Source organism: Bacteroides sp. HMSC067B03 (genome assembly GCF_001811315.1).
GTDB lineage: Bacteria > Bacteroidota > Bacteroidia > Bacteroidales > Bacteroidaceae > Bacteroides > Bacteroides faecis.
Map to the genome: position 1 here is coordinate 554 of NZ_KV804455.1, position 14,753 is coordinate 15,306.

Consider the following 14,753-nt stretch of genomic DNA (forward strand, 5'->3'; position numbering starts at 1 on the left):
CTTGACTTTTTCTTTTTGGTATCTTTTTCTTTTGCGTCAAGGCAAAAGAAAAAGTACACTACTCCTTGGCATAAAGCATCACCTCATACCCCGCTTTCAGGTGCACCTTTACCGTGCGGAACTTCTTGGCAAGGTACTGGCTGCCGCCCTGCATCAGCCCACGGGTGATGTCCATCGCCACCTGCTGTCCGGCGCTCCGTGCGAACGAGATGCTCGTTCCCAACCCGCCGCCGATGTTCGCCATCGCCTCCTTTGCCGCTTCCTGTTCCAGTGATGAAGGGACAGACAAGCCTTTCTGCCCGTCACTGTCATACACCGCCAACTCCACGGGCAGCAAGTTCCCCCGGTATTCGATGGACGACACCACGATATCCAGCCGTTCCCCCTGTACCTTTCCCGTACCCGCAACAAGCGTGTTCTGCGGAATCACAAGGTTTCCCGCTTGCAGCGGTTCGAGCAGCCGGAGCTTCACCGTCTGTCCGTCCATAATCGTCTGATCCCCGTGGATGCACGCCCGTATCGTGTTCTTCCCCATAGCGTACCCGCTGCCTACCGCCGTGTTGAAGCCGTAGTTCCTCGGCTGGCTGTACCGCCGCATGAACTCCGCATCGCTCAGGGGCTGTTGCAGCCCCGATACCGTCCGTTCCCGTGCCGCCTGCACCGCCACGGCGGGCTGTCCCAAACCGTTGCCGTCCTGCCCGGTGGCGGGCACCTGCACGGCTGCGCCGTCCCGTCCGTTCTGTCCCATGTACTTGGCGGCAAGCTCGTAGCTCTTCTCCATCAGCGCCACCTGATCGTCGATTCCGCCCGCCTGCCGTTCCCTTTCTTCCAGCTTGGCGGTCAGCTCCTCCACCTGCCTTTTCAGCTCCTCCTTTTCCCCGTCCACCTTCGGTTCCTCGTAGAACGAGCCGAGCTGACGGTTGATGTCCCGGTAGGCGGTAACGGAAGAACGGCTGCTGCCGCCATTGTCCGAATAGTCCCGGAACGGTTCCCGTTCCGGCTCGCTGTCCGGCAGTTCCATTTCCACCCCGTCCGTATCGCTCTCTTCGGAGAAGGCGAAGTCCTCCAGCGAGCGCACCTTCTCCGCCTGCTGTTTCTCCGCCTGCGCCTGCTCGTAGGCTTTCCGCTTGTCGCCGATGATCCCGTCGTTCTCCGGCAGGGGGATGTCGGCGTTGAACGCCCCCACGGTGTCCCGGTTCACGCCCTGCTCCTCCGAAGGTGCGAATATCAGCCACATCGAGCCGAGGAACAGCAAGCCCATCAGCGGATATACCATCAGCTTCTTCCGTTGCTGCAACTGTTTCGGCGTGAGCGGCTTGGCTGTCTTCTTCTCCTTTTTCCCGCCGCCCTTGTCCTCCTTCTTTCCGTTCCCCGTCTCCGGGGCTGCGGCATCCGCCACCGTCACGTGCTGCGTTGCCGTTGCTTTTTCTTGGTTCTGTTCTTCCATCATGTCAAAAAATTATGGTTGTCCTACATTCTGATTCTTCTCCCCGGAGGCTTCCTTCTGCCTGTCTCCCCGGTTTGCCGCTTGCCGGGCGGCTCCTTCCGTTCCCGTTTGAGCGATGCCGTGGGGCTTGCCCGGTTGTCCGCCCGCAGGTGCGCAGCCTTCCGTTCCCGGCTTGCCGCCTTTTCGGGGAACAGCCTCGCTTCCAGACCTGCCAGTTCTTTCGCCGCCCGCTCCCGAATGGCACGGTTGTGGCGTCCGATGGCGGCTTCCGGGTAGTCACGGGAGAGGTCACCGTTGTCCTCGCTTAGGTGGTAGTCCCACCTTAGCCGGGCGATGCCGGCAAAATCCTCCGTCAGCCCGTACTTCTCCACCGTCTCCTTCGGTACTTCCCGCTGACCGTCCCAGCCGTGGCGGGCGAGCCCGTGGAGCAGCGCCCGTTCCGCCTTCACCGCTTCCAGATAGTCGCCGGGCAGTCTGCCGCCCGTCTTCCTCTCGTAAAGGGCGGCGGCTTGCCGCATCAGCTTTCCCCGCTCGTCCGCCTCCCGCAACTCGATCTGTTCCATGACGGTGTGGTTGTCGCCCCGCATCTCCTCGTTCCATTCCCGGCTCAGTTCTTCGAGCCTGCGGTAGCCTTCCGCCAGCCCGTGGCGGATGGCCACCGAGTCGTCCGGTTTCTCGCCTTTCAGGGCAAGCCTTTTCAGTGCGTCGAGGTCGCCCTCCCTCATGCAGCAGTTCAGCAGCCGGTGCGCCGCATCCCGTTCCGCCTGCGCTTCGGGGGATAGCGGCTGCGGGGCGTTGCGCCTCGTGTACTCGTACTCCAGCACCTTGTATTGCGCCGCCAGACGCAGCATCGGGCTTTCCGCCGCCTCCCTCACGCTCCGGGGGATTGCCGCCCCCTCACGCATCCCGTAACGGGTCTCTTTCAGGGCGTCCATGACCGCCCGCCATTCGGGATAGCCCGTCTGGTACACGTACCGGAAGAACCTGTGTTCCAGCAGCAGCTCCGCCTGTTTCCTTGTTACCTCCGGGCAGTCCCGGTAGTCCCTGACGGACTGGAGGATTGCACCGGCATCCGCACGCCTCTTATTCAGCAGGCTCCCGAAATACGCCGTTGCCTGCCTCATGTTCCGCTCCTCCTGCCGCTCCCGGCGGCGGAACAGCCACTCACTCAACTTCTCCGCCAGTCCCATGCCGTCCGCTTTCAAAAGGGTTGATAATACTGTCATTGGGCAATTGCAGGCGCCTGATATGCTCTATCCCCAGTTCCTTCCCGTCGTTCCTGCCGATGCGGTAGATGGAGGCGACGGTCATATAGACCGACAGTGCGCCGAACGCCGCCAGCATCACGAGGATGATTGCCACACGCATGTCAGGCGAGATACGCCCGGCGAGGCGGCGGAGCTTCCCGTCCGCCCAATCCTGTGCCTTTACGATGAATTTCCTTATCATAGCCGTCAGCGTTTGAGGGTCTGCAAATCCTTGTTCTCCGTGACCTCGAAGCCCTCGATGATGAAGCCCTGCGGGTTGTTGTCGCTCCTGACCGCATCCAGCAGGCGGCAGCGGGTCACAAGGCTGCGCTCCGTAACCGAGCTTTCCCGCAGGATGATCTGCCGGGCGAATGTCCGCACGCTGTAAGGGTACTTGTCGAAGTCGCACCGCAGGCTGTCTATCTCTATCATCTGGTTGATGTTCCCCGATATTATGCGGTTGTAATACCCCTTTTCCGAGAGGTCCTTGTAGTAGTTGAAGGCGCTCTTGTCCGCCAGCAGCAGCGAACGCCTGATGTTGCCCTCGATAGCCGACTTGTCGGGCGAGAGCGTGAAGAACAGCTCGTGGAAGCGGCGCACGTGCTCCCGTGCCTCCACCGGGCGGTTCTGCCGCACGTCCTGCGAGAGCGCCAGCATCAGGCTCTTGCCGTTGTCCAGCACGTAGATCTTCTGCCGCTGCGCCTCGGCGAAGCTGTACGACTTCCACAGGGCGAAGCCCGTCACCACGGCGCACAGGCTGGCGAATACCAGCGTGAAGAGCCGTATCTGCCTGAAGCTCGTTTCGATATTTTTCAAACTTTTAAATTCCATGTTTCCGGTTTTTATTCGTTATGATTCATGTTCTTGGGACATCCGCCGCTACTTGATGATTTTTCCGGCGATGTTCCCCACGGCTGCGCCCGCACCCGCTGCGGCGACGTTGCCTACCTTCGTGGCGGTCTGGTTCATCGCACGGTTGGCGTGGCTCACCCCGCCCGCCATGATGATCCAGTTGGCGACGGTCGGTATGGTGAAGTACCCGAATATCCCGATGATTAAAAAGATGATGTACACCGTGTTCGAGCTGTCCGGGATGAAGGTCGGGTCGCTCATCGCCTCGATGTCACGGGTGAGCATCAGCACTTGGATGCGTGCCAGCACCGAGCTGAACAGGTCGCTCACGGGCAGCCACATGTAGATGGAGATGTACCTCGTTATCCACTGCGTGAGCGTGCTCTGGAACCCGTCATAGACCGAGAGGGCGAACGCTATCGGACCGAGGATGGAGAGGGCGATCAGGAAGAACGTCCGTATCGTGTCGATGACCAGCGCAGCCGACTGGAACAGCAGTTCGAGCAGTTCTTGGAACCACAGCCGGATGCTCCGCTTCATGTTGTACTCCGTCCGGTCAATGTACATCACCGCCATCGTCTTCAAGTCCTTGGGCGACCAGCCCAGCTCGTCGAGCTTCTTGTCGAAGTCCTCCTTGCTCGCCAGATATGCCTTCTCCGGATCACGCCGGAACGCCTCCCTCTCCAGCGTCTCCTTCTGTTCCCGGTATCGGTTCATGTCGAAGGTCTGTGATTCAAGCATCCCGTGGCAGCCCTTCACCACGGGCGAGAGCACCGTGTTGATCGTGCCGATGACGAAGGTGGGGAAGAAGAGGATGCACAGCCCGATGGCGAACGGGCGCAGCAGCGGGTACACGTCGATGGGCTCGGCACGGGCGAGCGCCTGCCACACCTTGGCGGCCACGTAGAACAGCGCACCCAGCCCGGCGATTCCCTTGGCTACCCCCGTCAGCTTCTCGCAGAGCGGCATCATGTCCTGATACAATGCCTGCAATATCTCGTGCAGGTTCGTGAAGTCTATCGCTAACAACATAGTCCTGTATTTTTATTATTATGTACGCATACATTATTATATATTTGCCCGCCTCACCAGTAACGGTCTTCCGCATCCCCGTAGAGAGCCACCACCCGGTCGGCGTCCTTTTTCTTCTTCGCCCGCAGGTAGCTCACCGAGATGTTCTTGTCCGTGTAATACTGCACGAGGTTGCGGTACTCCAGCAGCCGCTTGTAGCTCTGGTCGATGATAGCCAGCCGCTCGGCGTCCGAGAGCGACATCCCCGTCACGTTCACCACGTTCTTCAGGTCTTGCAGGATGTCCGCGCTCTCGGAGAGCAGCTTGGCGTACCCGAACGAGATGGTTGACAGCTCGTCCGGCGTGTAGTTCGGGTCGCCGAGCATCTTCTGGTAGTTGCGCACGTAGATTTCCGAGATGTCCGCCACCATCTCGATGGACTTCTTCACCTTCACGCCGCCTTTCACCACGTCATGCACCGCCTTGAGCGCATCGTAATACTTCCGTCCCTGCTCGAATATCTTCGCCGTCTCCTTGAACCCGTCCAGCGTGTGCTGTGCGGTGGCGGAGGTCTCCACGATCTCCTTGGTCGTGTTGATGATGCCCTGCGCCAGATTGCCGGGATCGTGTACGACCCACTGGGCGTTGGCCGCACCTGCCGTCAGGCACACCACGCCCACGATGATTGCCTTTATCGTTCTCATGTCCTTACTGTTTTAGGGTTCCGTCACTCTTTCTCCTGTACTCTCCGCCCGGCGACAGCCGGATGCGGTCTTTCTCCCGGTCATAGTCCATCATCACGGCGAAGCCCGTCTCGATGAACAGCACCCCTTCCGTTTCCCGGACGAGGTAGGTCTCCGCTTCACTGCCGCCCTTGTGGTTCCTGTGCATGACCGTCACACGGTACTTGCCGTCCTCTTCCCAGAGAGTGAAGGGCGGCTTTCCGCCCGTGCTGACCCATTCGCCGCACATCTTTTCCAACCGTTCCGCATTTGTCTCCTTGCAGGAAATGACAAACGCCAGCGCCGCCGTCACCGCCGACAGCAGCAGGATTAAATTCAATCGTCTCATCTTGATTCCGTTTTTTTTAAGTTTTACAAAATTTTATTCTCTCCATATCGTTTAGCCGTTTGTACATCCAGCCGTTTAGCCAGCCAGCCGTTTAACCGTTTGACCGTTTAGCCGTTTGGTCAATCATCCGACCCTTCAGCCGTTCGTCCGGTCAATCAACCACCCGTCCGGCAGCCTGTCCGCCACTTCAGCGCATCGGCACATTATTTATACTTCGTCTCCGCCAGCCGCTTGATGGCAAGCTCCAAGTCGCCGCCCAGCTCTTCCGCCAGTGCGAACACCTCCGTCTTCTCGCTCTCCTCGGTGGTATAGGTCAGGTACTCGGCAGCCGACACCTCCGTGGCGTACACCGCCGACTGCACCCCGTTCAGACCGATCCACACCTCCTTGTACTTCCGTCCGGGATGGTTGGAGAGGTTGATGGAGAGTATCTGCGACTTTTCCTTGTCCGTCAGACCGAGCATCGACTGGATGCCGTCGAACTTGTTCATGTACTTCTTCTGGTCCAAAAGGATCTTGCAGTCCGAGTTGGTGATGATAGCCTCCTTCACGATGGGGGACGAGATGATGTCGTCCACCTCCTGCGTGACGACAATCGCCTCGCCGAAATATTTCCTGACGGTCTTGTACATGTACTTCAAATATTCTGACATGCTCGGCGAGGAAAGGGCTTTCCAAGCCTCCTCGCAGATCAGCATCTTCCGCACCCCTTTCAGGCGGCGCAGCTTGTTGATGAAGGCTTCCATGATGATGATCGTAACCACGGGGAACAGCTCGGCGTTGTCCTTCACGGCGTCGATCTCGAAGACGATGAACCGCTTGTGCAGCAGGTCGATGTTCTCGTTCGAGTTCAGCAGGAAGTCGTAGCGCCCGCCCTTGTAATACTGCCGCAGCGTGGTCAGGAAGTTGTCGATGTTGAAATCCTCCCGGCTCACCTTGATGTCTCTTGCAGCCAGTTCCTTCCGGTAATCGTTCAGCATGTACTCGTAGAAGGTGTCGAACAAGGGGACGATGTCCCGGTTCTGCTGTATCCGGCGGATGTACGCCGACACCGCACTGCCCAGCTCGCCGCTCTCCGTCTTCGTGATTTTCTCGTCCTCGCCCTTCCACAGCGCCAGCAGCAGCGTCTTGATGCTGTCCTTCTTCTCCACGCTGAACTTGTAGTCGTCCGTGAAGAAGGGGTTGAAGCTGATGGGCTTCTCCTCCGTGTACGTGTAGTAAATCCCGTCCTCGCCCTTGGTCTTGCGGTGGATCAGCTCGCACAGCCCTTGGTACGAGTTGCCCGTGTCGATCAGCACGATGTGGCTGTTCTGCTCGTAATACTGGCGCACGAGGTGGTTCATGAAGAACGACTTGCCGCTTCCGCTCGGACCGAGGACAAACTTGTTGCGGTTCGAGATCACCCCTTTCTTCATCGGCAGGTCGCTGATGTCCAGATGCAGCGGTCTGCCCGTCATCCTGTCCGCCATCTTGATGCCGAAGGGCGAGAGCGAGTCCTTGTAGTTCGTCTCCTCGGTGAAGAAGCACAGGGCTTGCGGGATGAACGTGTAGAAGCTCTCCTCGAAGGGGAAGTCCCCCTCGTTGCCCGGTATCGCCGCCCAAAAGAGCGTGGGCACGTCCACCGTGTTGTGCCTCGGCTTGCACTCCATCAGGGCGAGCTGGCTGCCTACCTCGTTCTTGATGCGCCTAAGCTCCTCCCGGTCGTCGCTCCACGCCATCACGTTGCAGTGGCAGCGTACCGAGGTCAGCCCTTTCGAGTGCGCCTCGTTCAGGTATTCCTCGATCCATGCCTTGTTGATCTGGTTGGAGCGGGAGTAGCGGGAGAGCGAGTGCATGTTCCGGGCGGTCTGCTCGAAGCGTTTCAGGTTCTCCCCGTGGTCGTCGATGAAGATGTACTGGTTGTAGCAGTGGTTGCAGTCCAGCAGCAAGCCCACCGGGGCGGCGAACGACAGGCGGCAGTCCGAGCGGTCGGTCGAGAGCCGCTCGTAGCGGCTGTCCGTCGCCACCTTGCCCGGCAGGTCTTCCGTGTCAGAGAGGGTGTGCAGGCAGAGGATGTCGTCGCCGATGCGCATCTCCTCCGGGTTCAACTGGATGTCCTTCAGCACCGTCGTGTCGTGCTGCGAGAGCGAGAGGTACTTCTCCACGATGCCCGCCGCCGTTTCCGTCCCGGTGATCTCGTCCGTGGTGAGGCGGCGCAGCGTAACCAGTCCACTGTCGTTCATGATCTTCTCGAACTGACCGACCGCTTCGAGGAACCTCGTAACCGTCTCCCGGTCCTCGATCTCCTTGGGGACAAGCCTGCCCTTGCAGAGGGTGGAGAACGTGCTTTCCTGACGGCTCCGTGCCTTCGTCGTCTTGGTAAGGAACAGGTAGCAGAAGTGGTTCAGGAACGGGCGTTCGTTGAAGTGCCTCTCAAAGCTCCGGCTCAGGAAGCTAAGGTCGTCCCTGTCCGTTTCCGGCCGGTACTTCTCCTCGATGAAGAAGTCCTGCTTGTGCACGATGGAATACTCCGGCAGCACCTTCACCGCCTTGTGCCAAGCCGAGTGGACCGCCTCGTACTCGCTCCCCGTGACGGAGAACAGTTCCGGCAGTTCCACCCTGAAGGCGACCGTCACGTCCGCCTCCTTGCTCACGATGCAGCCGTTCTCCACCGCCAGCAGCGGGAACTTGCTTTCGAGCGTCGCCGCTTTCATTACGTTTCTCATTCTTGCCAGTGTTTAAAGGTGAATAATCGGGGGATTTTCAGGCGGTTCACCACGTACCTCGGATGCCGCCTGCGGGCGGCTGCCTTCATCAGCCCGTGCGTGCCGTACCGGGCGTTCAGCCGGAAGGTCAGCCATACCAGCAGCGTAGCCGCAGCCACGCCGAAGCCGATGCACACCCACTGGTTCACGCCCGCCATGTACAGGATGACGAACACCACGAACACGGCGAGCAGACCGCCGCAGAAGATGAAGAGGTACTGGCTTTCCAGCCCCTTGAACTCCACGTTCCTGCCGATCCCCTTGTTGATTTCCAAGTCCATAGTCCGCTGTTTTACAGGAAGAACGAACGGAGGATGGTAGCCGCCACGATCAAGAAGATGCAGGCTCCGAACCAGCTTGCGGCGACTTTGCTCACGTCCGGATCGCCGGCGCTGAACTTCCCATATACTTTCACCCCGCCGATCAAGCCGACCACCGCACCGATGGCGTAAATCAGTTTCGTCCCCGGCTCAAAATACGAGGTGACCATCTGCGTGGCTTCGGTGATGCCCGCCTGCCCGTTTCCCTGCGCCATTGCGCCCACGGCAGCCAGTATGCAGGCCGCCGTAAAAAAGATTCTTTTCTGTTTCATTTGTCTTTAAAATTTTAATTAAACATTATGGTTGTCCATCAGCCGGGCGACACGCTGCCGTGCGCCCTCGAACTCGTCCAGCATCGCCTCCCAGATGTCCGACCCCATCACGGACGGCAGCACCTCACGGGCTTCCCGCTCCGCCTTTTCGCCCGCATCGTCCGACACCAGTACCCGGCGCACCTTTTTCAGGTCATCGAAGGAGTACCCCGTGGCGAAATCGGGGTTGCCGTCCGGGTAATAAGCCCCTAATTCCTCTTCCTCCTCCAGTTCCCGGATCTCCTCCGGCGTGGGTTCATAGTCCGTCTCCTCCTCGTCCTCCTCCGGTTCGATGTCGGAGTAGTCCGCCCCGTCGTCCTCCGTGGCGGGTTCCTCCACGGCTCCGGCTGCCGCTTCCTCCCCGTCCTCCGCTGCGAAGGGCAGGTAGGTGCTTCCGCCCATGACCGTGTACGGCTCGCCCGGTTGCCCCGGCTCCTGATCCGGCTCGTCCGTGCCTTCGTCCGTCTCCGCTGTACCGAACATCCCGGCGATGTCCTGCCGGTAGTATTTCCACAGCACGCCGAGGTAATAGAGCAGCAGGACGGTGAGCGATAATTTCAGTATCATGCCGTTTCCTCCTTCCTTTTTAAAAGAGGTTCTCCAGTTTCCCGGCGTATGCCGCCTCGATCTCCTCCCGGTATTGCTCGAAGTGCTGCGCCAGCACGTTGTCGATGTATGCCGAGAGCGACACCTTGCCGCCCGTCAGCATCACCGAGATTTTGGCGATGCGCTCGTGGTACTCACGGCGCACATAGACCGGCTTGCCGTAGCGGGCGGGGATGTCCATGCCTTTGAGGAAGGTCGTCTCGTAGTCCGCCTGCCTTCCCTTGCGCCGTCTTGTCTCCGCTGCCTTCCCTTCCTGCGCCTTCTCCACCGGCACGGCGGTTTCACCCTTTCCGGTTCCCGGTTCTCCCGTTCCCGCCGCCTCGCCCGCCATCATCCGCATCAGCAGTTCCTCGTCGATGGGCTTCTCATTCCGCTGTCTCTTCATAGCTTTCCAGTTTGAGGATGGTTGCTATCTCACGGGTCAGTTCGGGGATGCCGCTGCCTGCCAGCATCCGCCTGTCGGGAGCCAGCAGCGTGGAGCGGAACACCGTCCGTCCCGTGCCGTCCGCCTCCTTGCGGAAGCGTTTCGTGTCGGGGATGCGGGTTTGCAGCATCGGCAGCCCCATGTCGGCGACCACCTGCCCGTACTTCTCGTACAGCCCGCTCGTTTCCCGCTTGTCGACTTGGTTCCAGAAAAGGTAAAGCCCCTTCAGGCGGCTCGTCTCCTTGCCCAGCATCATCCGTTGCAGCACGTCGAGGAAGGAGAGCGTGCTCTCCAGCACCGCCTTGTCCGCACTCACCGGGGCGAAGATGTAGTCCATCTGTGCGATCGTGCGCAGGATGCCCGCCGAGTTCACCGTGCCCGGCAGGTCGAAGAAGAGCAGGTCGTAGCAGCCTTCCGCCGCCAGCTCCCTTGCCGTGTCGGGGGCTTGCTCCACCCGGCACTTGCGCACCGGATAGGCGGCACGCCCCGGCTGCCGCATCTGTTCGTAAACCGCCCGTTTCAGGTGTTCGTTCTCCAGTACCGCCCGGCTGTCCCGCTCCCGCATCTCGTACAGGCTGTACTGCGGGAAGTCGCAGTCGATCACCGCTAACGGACACCCCAAGCGGTAGTGCAGGTAGCCCGCCACCAGCACCGTGATAGCCGTCTTGCCGCTGCCGCCTTTCTGTGTGGCGAAAGCCACGTTCAATGTCTGTCTGTCCATATCGTCATTCTGTTGGTTATTCATCCGGCTGCCCGTGCAGCCGCTTCTCTGTTCACTCAATCGGTCAGCCTTTCAGCCACTCTGCCGTTCATCCGTTCAGACATCCGGTCATACATTCAGCCCGGCATCCATCCAATCATCCGGCTGCCCGCTTGTCTGGCTGTTCAGCCGTTTGACCGTTTAGCCGTTTAGTCATTTAGCCGTTTGGTTGTTTAGCCAATCGTCCGGCTGGTTATCCGGTTGTCCGTCCGTTTGTCCGGCAAGACCGTCAGCCGTTCGGCTGTCCGTCCGGTCGGCTATCCGGCTGTTTCCTTGTCTATCCGGACAGTCGTTTCACCGCTTCCACGGCGCAAAGGAATATCAAAATACCGGTAGTTTATCCGTTTGATTATCAGCGTGTCGTGCATTGTCTTTCCACCCGTAGGTTTGTCGCATCCGGGTATGGTGTCCGGACGGGAAAAGGACTGTTACTTTGCAGGCGGAAACCAAAATGGAGTAAGAATGGAAAAGAGCGGCAACCGCCCGAGGGAGTGCCCCGGCACTCCGCAGCAGGCAAGGGCATCCCCAATCTGTCCGGCAGGACGGATTTTATTTTCAAACGAAAATGGCAAGTTGTGTGCTGCGGCACTCGAAATGAATTTCGTGCCTCACCACCACCTTGCCCCCTCGATGTGGCATCCCCCTCCGGAGTCGGGGGCTGCTCACGGGGGAGAGCCGTAGGCATACGGCGTTTTCAGACCATGTTTCACTTAAAATTTTACAGGATGATGGACAACCAGAAGAAGTATGCGGGCAACTACGGGCGAAAGCCCAAGCCCGACAAGATGCGCCACCGCTACGTGTTCCGTCTGGACGACGGGGACAACGCCCGTTTCCTCGCGCTTTTCGACGAGTCGGGCAAGGCGACCAAGGCGGAGTTTATCGTTTCCGCACTTTTCGGAAGGGAGATTAAGGTCATTAAACTGGATAAGGGGACGCAGGATTTCTACATGCGCCTGACCACTTTCCACTCGCAGTTCCGTGCCATAGGCACGAACTACAACCAATGCGTGCGTGCGCTCAAATCCAATTTCTCGGAGAAGAAAGCCCTCGCTTTCCTCTACAAGCTGGAGCGGCACACCCTCGAACTGGTCGAGTTAAGCAAGCGGATTTCCGCACTGGTGGAGGAGTTCCAAAGCAAATACCCCGTCCGATGATAGCCAAGATTTCGCACGGCAGCAGCCTGTACGGGGTGCTTGCCTACAACCAGTTGAAGGTGGACGAACGGCACGCCGACGTGCTTTTCACCAGCCGGATTATCGAGCCGCAGGGCGATAACCCCTACACGATAGGGCATCTTTCCCGCTCGTTCGGCGACTACCTGACAGCCAACCGCAAGACCGAGAAGCCCGTCCTGCACATCTCCCTCAATCCCGACCCGAAGGATTGCTTGAGCGAGGAGCGGTTTGTCAGCTTGGCGGAGGAGTACATGCGGCGCATGGGCTTCGGCGACCAGCCCTATATCGTCTATCGCCACAACGACATCGGGCGGGAGCACCTGCACATCGTCTCCGTCCGGGTGGACGAAACCGGGCGGGCGATTTCCGACAGCTACGAGCACGGACGTTCGATGAAGATTTGCCGGGAGCTGGAACGGCAGTTCGGTCTTGTTCTGGCTACGCCCAAGCAGTGGAAGGAGGGGCTGCCCTTGTCGCCCGTCGGTTACGGGGACGGCAACCTCAAGGGGCAGTTGGCGGGAGTCATCCGCCCGATAGCCCGGGAGTGGCGTTTCCGTACATTGGGCGAATACAGGGCGGTGCTTTCCCTTTACGGCATCACGGTGGACGAGGTGAAGGGGGAATACGGCGGACGGGAGTATCACGGCTTGACCTATTCGGCAACCGACAGGGAGGGCAACAAGATCGGCAAGCCTTTCAAGTCCTCCGTATTCGGCAAGGAGACGGGCGTCGCAGCCCTCGAAAGGCGGATGCACAACGCTGCCGCATGGGAAAAGACCCACAAGGAGGTCGCCGCCGCCACCGCCGGAAAGGTTGCCGCCGCCATGCAGACCGCAGGGCATGACCGGGCGCAGTTCGAGCGGGAACTCATGCGGCAGGGTATCGGCGTGGTATTCCGTCAGAATGAAACCGGGCGCATCTATGGGGCGACCTTCATCGACCATGCCGCCAAAGCCGTCTTCAACGGCTCCCGTCTGGGCAAGGAGTTCTCCGCAGGTGTGTTCAACGACCTTTTCGCCGGGCAGGAAGGCATTCACCTGCCGCAACCCTCCGCCGAAGTGGAACATCCCACCCGGCAGCAGGAGCATACGGACATATCCCAATGGGACGGACAGGATACCGGCTACCGTCCCGACCACAAGGACGGCACCACCCAGAATGTGGCGGCCGCCTTCAATCTCTTTGCCCCCGTACCCGGCGGAGCGTCCGGCGACCAGCCCGTACCGCTCCGAAAAAGGAAGAAAAAACGCAAATATGGAAGGCAACAGTAACAATGCCCATCCGCATGGCATACCGACCTCATTTTCGCAGCGTAAAGCGAACGACCGGAGTGTAGCGTTAAAAAGAAAAAGCTGTTTGAGCGAAGCGAAAAGTCCGTTTAAGTGAGAGCAGAGCCAAACATGTTTGGGCTATGCCGAACGTAGGACTTTCGCCGTAGGCAATTCTTTTTCTTTAGCGAAACGCAGGAAGAGAGTAGCTGCGAAAATGCAGTCTTGACTTTTTCTTTTTGGTATCTTTTTCTTTTGTGTCAAGACAAAAGAAAAAGTACATATACATAATAAAACGAAGTTTTATCATTAATTTTCAACGAATTATGCAAAATGAAGACGATTTGCGTGGACTCGCCAAAGTCATGGAGTTCATGCGTGCGATAAGCATTTTATTTGTAGTCATCAATATCTATTGGTTCTGTTACCAGTCCGTCCGGGAGTGGGGCATCGACATCGGCGTGGTCGATAGGATATTGCTCGGCTTCCAGCGTACCGCCGGGCTGTTCTCCAATATCCTCTGGACGAAGCTCTTCGCCGTGCTGTTCCTCGCCCTTAGCTGCCTCGGCACAAAGGGCGTGAAGGAACAGAAAATCACGTGGCGCAGGATCATCCTTTGCGGCGTGTCCGGCTTGCTGCTCTTTTTCGGCAACGGGTGGTTGCTCACCCTTCCTCTGCCGTTTCCGGCGGACACCGTGCTGTATATCGCCACCCTTACCGCCGGGTATATCTGCCTGCTCATGGCGGGGCTGTGGATGTCCCGCCTGTTGAAGACCGACCTGCTCGAAGACGTGTTCAACGTCGAGAACGAATCCTTCATGCAGGAGACCGAGCTGAAGGAGAACGAGTATTCCGTCAACCTCCGCACCCGCTTCTGGTTCAGGAGCAGGGCGTATGACGGATGGATCAACCTTGTCAACCCCTTCCGTGCGACGATGGTCTTGGGCACGCCCGGTTCGGGCAAGTCCTATGCAATTATCAACCAGTACATAAAACAGACCATCGAGAAGGGCTATTCGCTTTTCCTGTATGATTTCAAGTACCCCGACCTCTCCGAGATAGCCTACAACCACTTGCTCGCCCATTTGGACGGCTACAAGGTCAAGCCCAAGTTCTACGTGATAAACTTCGACAACCCGAGGGAGAGCCACCGCTGCAACCCCATCCACCCGGACTTCATGACCGACATATCCGATGCCTACGAGAGTGCCTACACGATTATGTTAAATTTGAACCGCACGTGGGTGTGACCTGAAAAGTCACGTAATTGATTGTTAAACAGCAATGTATATTGCAAGATTTAACCCGCTGTTCCGTCAGCGGTAGCCTACTATAAGGTGCATCTCCAGTGATGGGTTGTGCCAAGCTTATAGGACAAAGTACACTTTCCGAAAGGACAAGACTGAACCGTGAGGGAACGTCAAGGGCGGTTAGTATCATACCGTCGAGTGGCGAGGCTGGATAGCATGGTTAACGTAATGTGAACTGACTTTAGCCGTCGTAAGGTTTGAAGG

The 14,753-nt window shown here is 58.7% G+C and carries 18 protein-coding genes and 1 pseudogene; 6 read left to right on the plus strand and 13 right to left on the minus strand.

Going from position 1 to position 14,753, the window contains the following annotated elements:
* Positions 1-58: 58 nt before the first annotated feature.
* The 13 genes from traM to HMPREF2794_RS22765 all read right to left on the minus strand — a co-directional run bounded on the left by traM (position 59) and on the right by HMPREF2794_RS22765 (position 10,754).
* Positions 59-1,450 carry a conjugative transposon protein TraM gene (gene traM / locus HMPREF2794_RS22705; RefSeq protein ID WP_070752793.1) on the minus strand — a complete coding sequence of 464 codons (1,392 nt, stop codon included), beginning with the start codon at positions 1,448-1,450 and terminating at the stop codon, positions 59-61.
* A 20-nt stretch (positions 1,451-1,470) separates the two neighbouring features.
* Positions 1,471-2,637, minus strand: coding sequence for a hypothetical protein (locus HMPREF2794_RS22710; RefSeq protein ID WP_070752795.1), 1,167 nt, complete (start codon positions 2,635-2,637; stop codon positions 1,471-1,473).
* Positions 2,612-2,896 (minus strand): TraL conjugative transposon family protein, encoded by a 285-nt coding sequence (locus HMPREF2794_RS22715; protein WP_029427343.1) that lies wholly within the window; start codon positions 2,894-2,896, stop codon positions 2,612-2,614. The genes HMPREF2794_RS22710 and HMPREF2794_RS22715 overlap by 26 nt, the downstream gene beginning before the upstream one ends.
* Positions 2,897-2,901: 5 nt before the next feature.
* On the minus strand, positions 2,902-3,525 hold the full coding sequence (traK, locus tag HMPREF2794_RS22720) for a conjugative transposon protein TraK (protein WP_004327368.1): 624 nt from the start codon (positions 3,523-3,525) through the stop codon (positions 2,902-2,904).
* 48 nt (positions 3,526-3,573) lie between these two features.
* Entirely contained in the window at positions 3,574-4,578 is a 1,005-nt protein-coding gene (gene traJ, locus HMPREF2794_RS22725) for a conjugative transposon protein TraJ (RefSeq protein ID WP_057097673.1), read from the minus strand.
* A 53-nt stretch (positions 4,579-4,631) separates the two neighbouring features.
* Positions 4,632-5,261: a DUF4141 domain-containing protein gene (locus HMPREF2794_RS22730; RefSeq protein WP_057097672.1), complete on the minus strand. Its 630-nt coding sequence runs from the start codon at positions 5,259-5,261 to the stop codon at positions 4,632-4,634.
* Positions 5,262-5,265: 4 nt separating this feature from the next.
* Positions 5,266-5,628, minus strand: coding sequence for a DUF3876 domain-containing protein (locus HMPREF2794_RS22735; protein WP_029427346.1), 363 nt, complete (start codon positions 5,626-5,628; stop codon positions 5,266-5,268).
* A 203-nt stretch (positions 5,629-5,831) separates the two neighbouring features.
* The gene (locus HMPREF2794_RS22740; protein ID WP_070752797.1) at positions 5,832-8,333 is read right to left on the minus strand and encodes a TraG family conjugative transposon ATPase; all 2,502 of its coding nucleotides are present in this window, start codon (positions 8,331-8,333) and stop codon (positions 5,832-5,834) included.
* A complete protein-coding gene (locus tag HMPREF2794_RS22745; RefSeq protein ID WP_004327363.1) occupies positions 8,330-8,653 on the minus strand; it encodes a DUF4133 domain-containing protein in 324 nt (107 codons plus the stop codon). Before HMPREF2794_RS22745 ends, HMPREF2794_RS22740 begins: the two co-directional genes overlap by 4 nt.
* A gap of 11 nt (positions 8,654-8,664) precedes the next feature.
* The gene (locus HMPREF2794_RS22750; protein ID WP_004327362.1) at positions 8,665-8,964 is read right to left on the minus strand and encodes a DUF4134 domain-containing protein; all 300 of its coding nucleotides are present in this window, start codon (positions 8,962-8,964) and stop codon (positions 8,665-8,667) included.
* Between the two features lie 18 nt (positions 8,965-8,982).
* Positions 8,983-9,570: a DUF4122 family protein gene (locus HMPREF2794_RS22755; RefSeq protein ID WP_070752799.1), complete on the minus strand. Its 588-nt coding sequence runs from the start codon at positions 9,568-9,570 to the stop codon at positions 8,983-8,985.
* A gap of 19 nt (positions 9,571-9,589) precedes the next feature.
* A complete protein-coding gene (locus tag HMPREF2794_RS22760; protein ID WP_070752801.1) occupies positions 9,590-9,994 on the minus strand; it encodes a DUF3408 domain-containing protein in 405 nt (134 codons plus the stop codon).
* Positions 9,975-10,754, minus strand: a complete 780-nt coding sequence (locus HMPREF2794_RS22765; RefSeq protein WP_070752805.1) for a ParA family protein — start codon at positions 10,752-10,754, stop codon at positions 9,975-9,977. The genes HMPREF2794_RS22760 and HMPREF2794_RS22765 overlap by 20 nt, the downstream gene beginning before the upstream one ends.
* Positions 10,755-10,766: 12 nt before the next feature.
* Here HMPREF2794_RS22765 and HMPREF2794_RS28140 point away from each other — a divergent pair, with 12 nt between their 5' ends.
* The 6 genes and pseudogenes from HMPREF2794_RS28140 to HMPREF2794_RS28150 all read left to right on the plus strand — a co-directional run.
* The gene (locus HMPREF2794_RS28140; protein ID WP_153880892.1) at positions 10,767-10,946 is read left to right on the plus strand and encodes a hypothetical protein; all 180 of its coding nucleotides are present in this window, start codon (positions 10,767-10,769) and stop codon (positions 10,944-10,946) included.
* A 192-nt stretch (positions 10,947-11,138) separates the two neighbouring features.
* Positions 11,139-11,474, plus strand: coding sequence for a hypothetical protein (locus HMPREF2794_RS28145; RefSeq protein ID WP_010992653.1), 336 nt, complete (start codon positions 11,139-11,141; stop codon positions 11,472-11,474).
* 47 nt (positions 11,475-11,521) lie between these two features.
* Complete coding sequence (mobA, locus tag HMPREF2794_RS22770; protein ID WP_172680562.1) at positions 11,522-11,950, plus strand: conjugal transfer protein MobA; 429 nt, start codon at positions 11,522-11,524, stop codon at positions 11,948-11,950.
* A complete protein-coding gene (gene mobB / locus HMPREF2794_RS22775) occupies positions 11,947-13,242 on the plus strand; it encodes a conjugal transfer protein MobB (protein ID WP_057097666.1) in 1,296 nt (431 codons plus the stop codon). The genes mobA and mobB overlap by 4 nt, the downstream gene beginning before the upstream one ends.
* The gene (locus tag HMPREF2794_RS29825) at positions 13,226-13,357 is read left to right on the plus strand and encodes a hypothetical protein (protein WP_256375873.1); all 132 of its coding nucleotides are present in this window, start codon (positions 13,226-13,228) and stop codon (positions 13,355-13,357) included. The genes mobB and HMPREF2794_RS29825 overlap by 17 nt, the downstream gene beginning before the upstream one ends.
* Positions 13,358-13,565: 208 nt before the next feature.
* Positions 13,566-14,486 (plus strand): annotated as a pseudogene (locus tag HMPREF2794_RS28150) (YWFCY domain-containing protein); the annotation flags it as partial.
* Positions 14,487-14,753 lie beyond the last annotated feature (267 nt).

Bases quoted from the DNA above. Each gene is read 5' to 3' on its own strand.
- traM (WP_070752793.1), bottom strand. From the start codon at position 1,450: ATGATGGAAGAACAGAACCAAGAAAAAGCAACGGCAACGCAGCACGTG.
- HMPREF2794_RS22710 (WP_070752795.1), bottom strand. From the start codon at position 2,637: ATGGGACTGGCGGAGAAGTTGAGTGAGTGGCTGTTCCGCCGCCGGGAG.
- HMPREF2794_RS22715 (WP_029427343.1), bottom strand. From the start codon at position 2,896: ATGATAAGGAAATTCATCGTAAAGGCACAGGATTGGGCGGACGGGAAG.
- traK (WP_004327368.1), bottom strand. From the start codon at position 3,525: ATGGAATTTAAAAGTTTGAAAAATATCGAAACGAGCTTCAGGCAGATA.
- traJ (WP_057097673.1), bottom strand. From the start codon at position 4,578: ATGTTGTTAGCGATAGACTTCACGAACCTGCACGAGATATTGCAGGCA.
- HMPREF2794_RS22730 (WP_057097672.1), bottom strand. From the start codon at position 5,261: ATGAGAACGATAAAGGCAATCATCGTGGGCGTGGTGTGCCTGACGGCA.
- HMPREF2794_RS22735 (WP_029427346.1), bottom strand. From the start codon at position 5,628: ATGAGACGATTGAATTTAATCCTGCTGCTGTCGGCGGTGACGGCGGCG.
- HMPREF2794_RS22740 (WP_070752797.1), bottom strand. From the start codon at position 8,333: ATGAGAAACGTAATGAAAGCGGCGACGCTCGAAAGCAAGTTCCCGCTG.
- HMPREF2794_RS22745 (WP_004327363.1), bottom strand. From the start codon at position 8,653: ATGGACTTGGAAATCAACAAGGGGATCGGCAGGAACGTGGAGTTCAAG.
- HMPREF2794_RS22750 (WP_004327362.1), bottom strand. From the start codon at position 8,964: ATGAAACAGAAAAGAATCTTTTTTACGGCGGCCTGCATACTGGCTGCC.
- HMPREF2794_RS22755 (WP_070752799.1), bottom strand. From the start codon at position 9,570: ATGATACTGAAATTATCGCTCACCGTCCTGCTGCTCTATTACCTCGGC.
- HMPREF2794_RS22760 (WP_070752801.1), bottom strand. From the start codon at position 9,994: ATGAAGAGACAGCGGAATGAGAAGCCCATCGACGAGGAACTGCTGATG.
- HMPREF2794_RS22765 (WP_070752805.1), bottom strand. From the start codon at position 10,754: ATGGACAGACAGACATTGAACGTGGCTTTCGCCACACAGAAAGGCGGC.
- mobA (WP_172680562.1), top strand. From the start codon at position 11,522: ATGGACAACCAGAAGAAGTATGCGGGCAACTACGGGCGAAAGCCCAAG.
- mobB (WP_057097666.1), top strand. From the start codon at position 11,947: ATGATAGCCAAGATTTCGCACGGCAGCAGCCTGTACGGGGTGCTTGCC.
- HMPREF2794_RS29825 (WP_256375873.1), top strand. From the start codon at position 13,226: ATGGAAGGCAACAGTAACAATGCCCATCCGCATGGCATACCGACCTCA.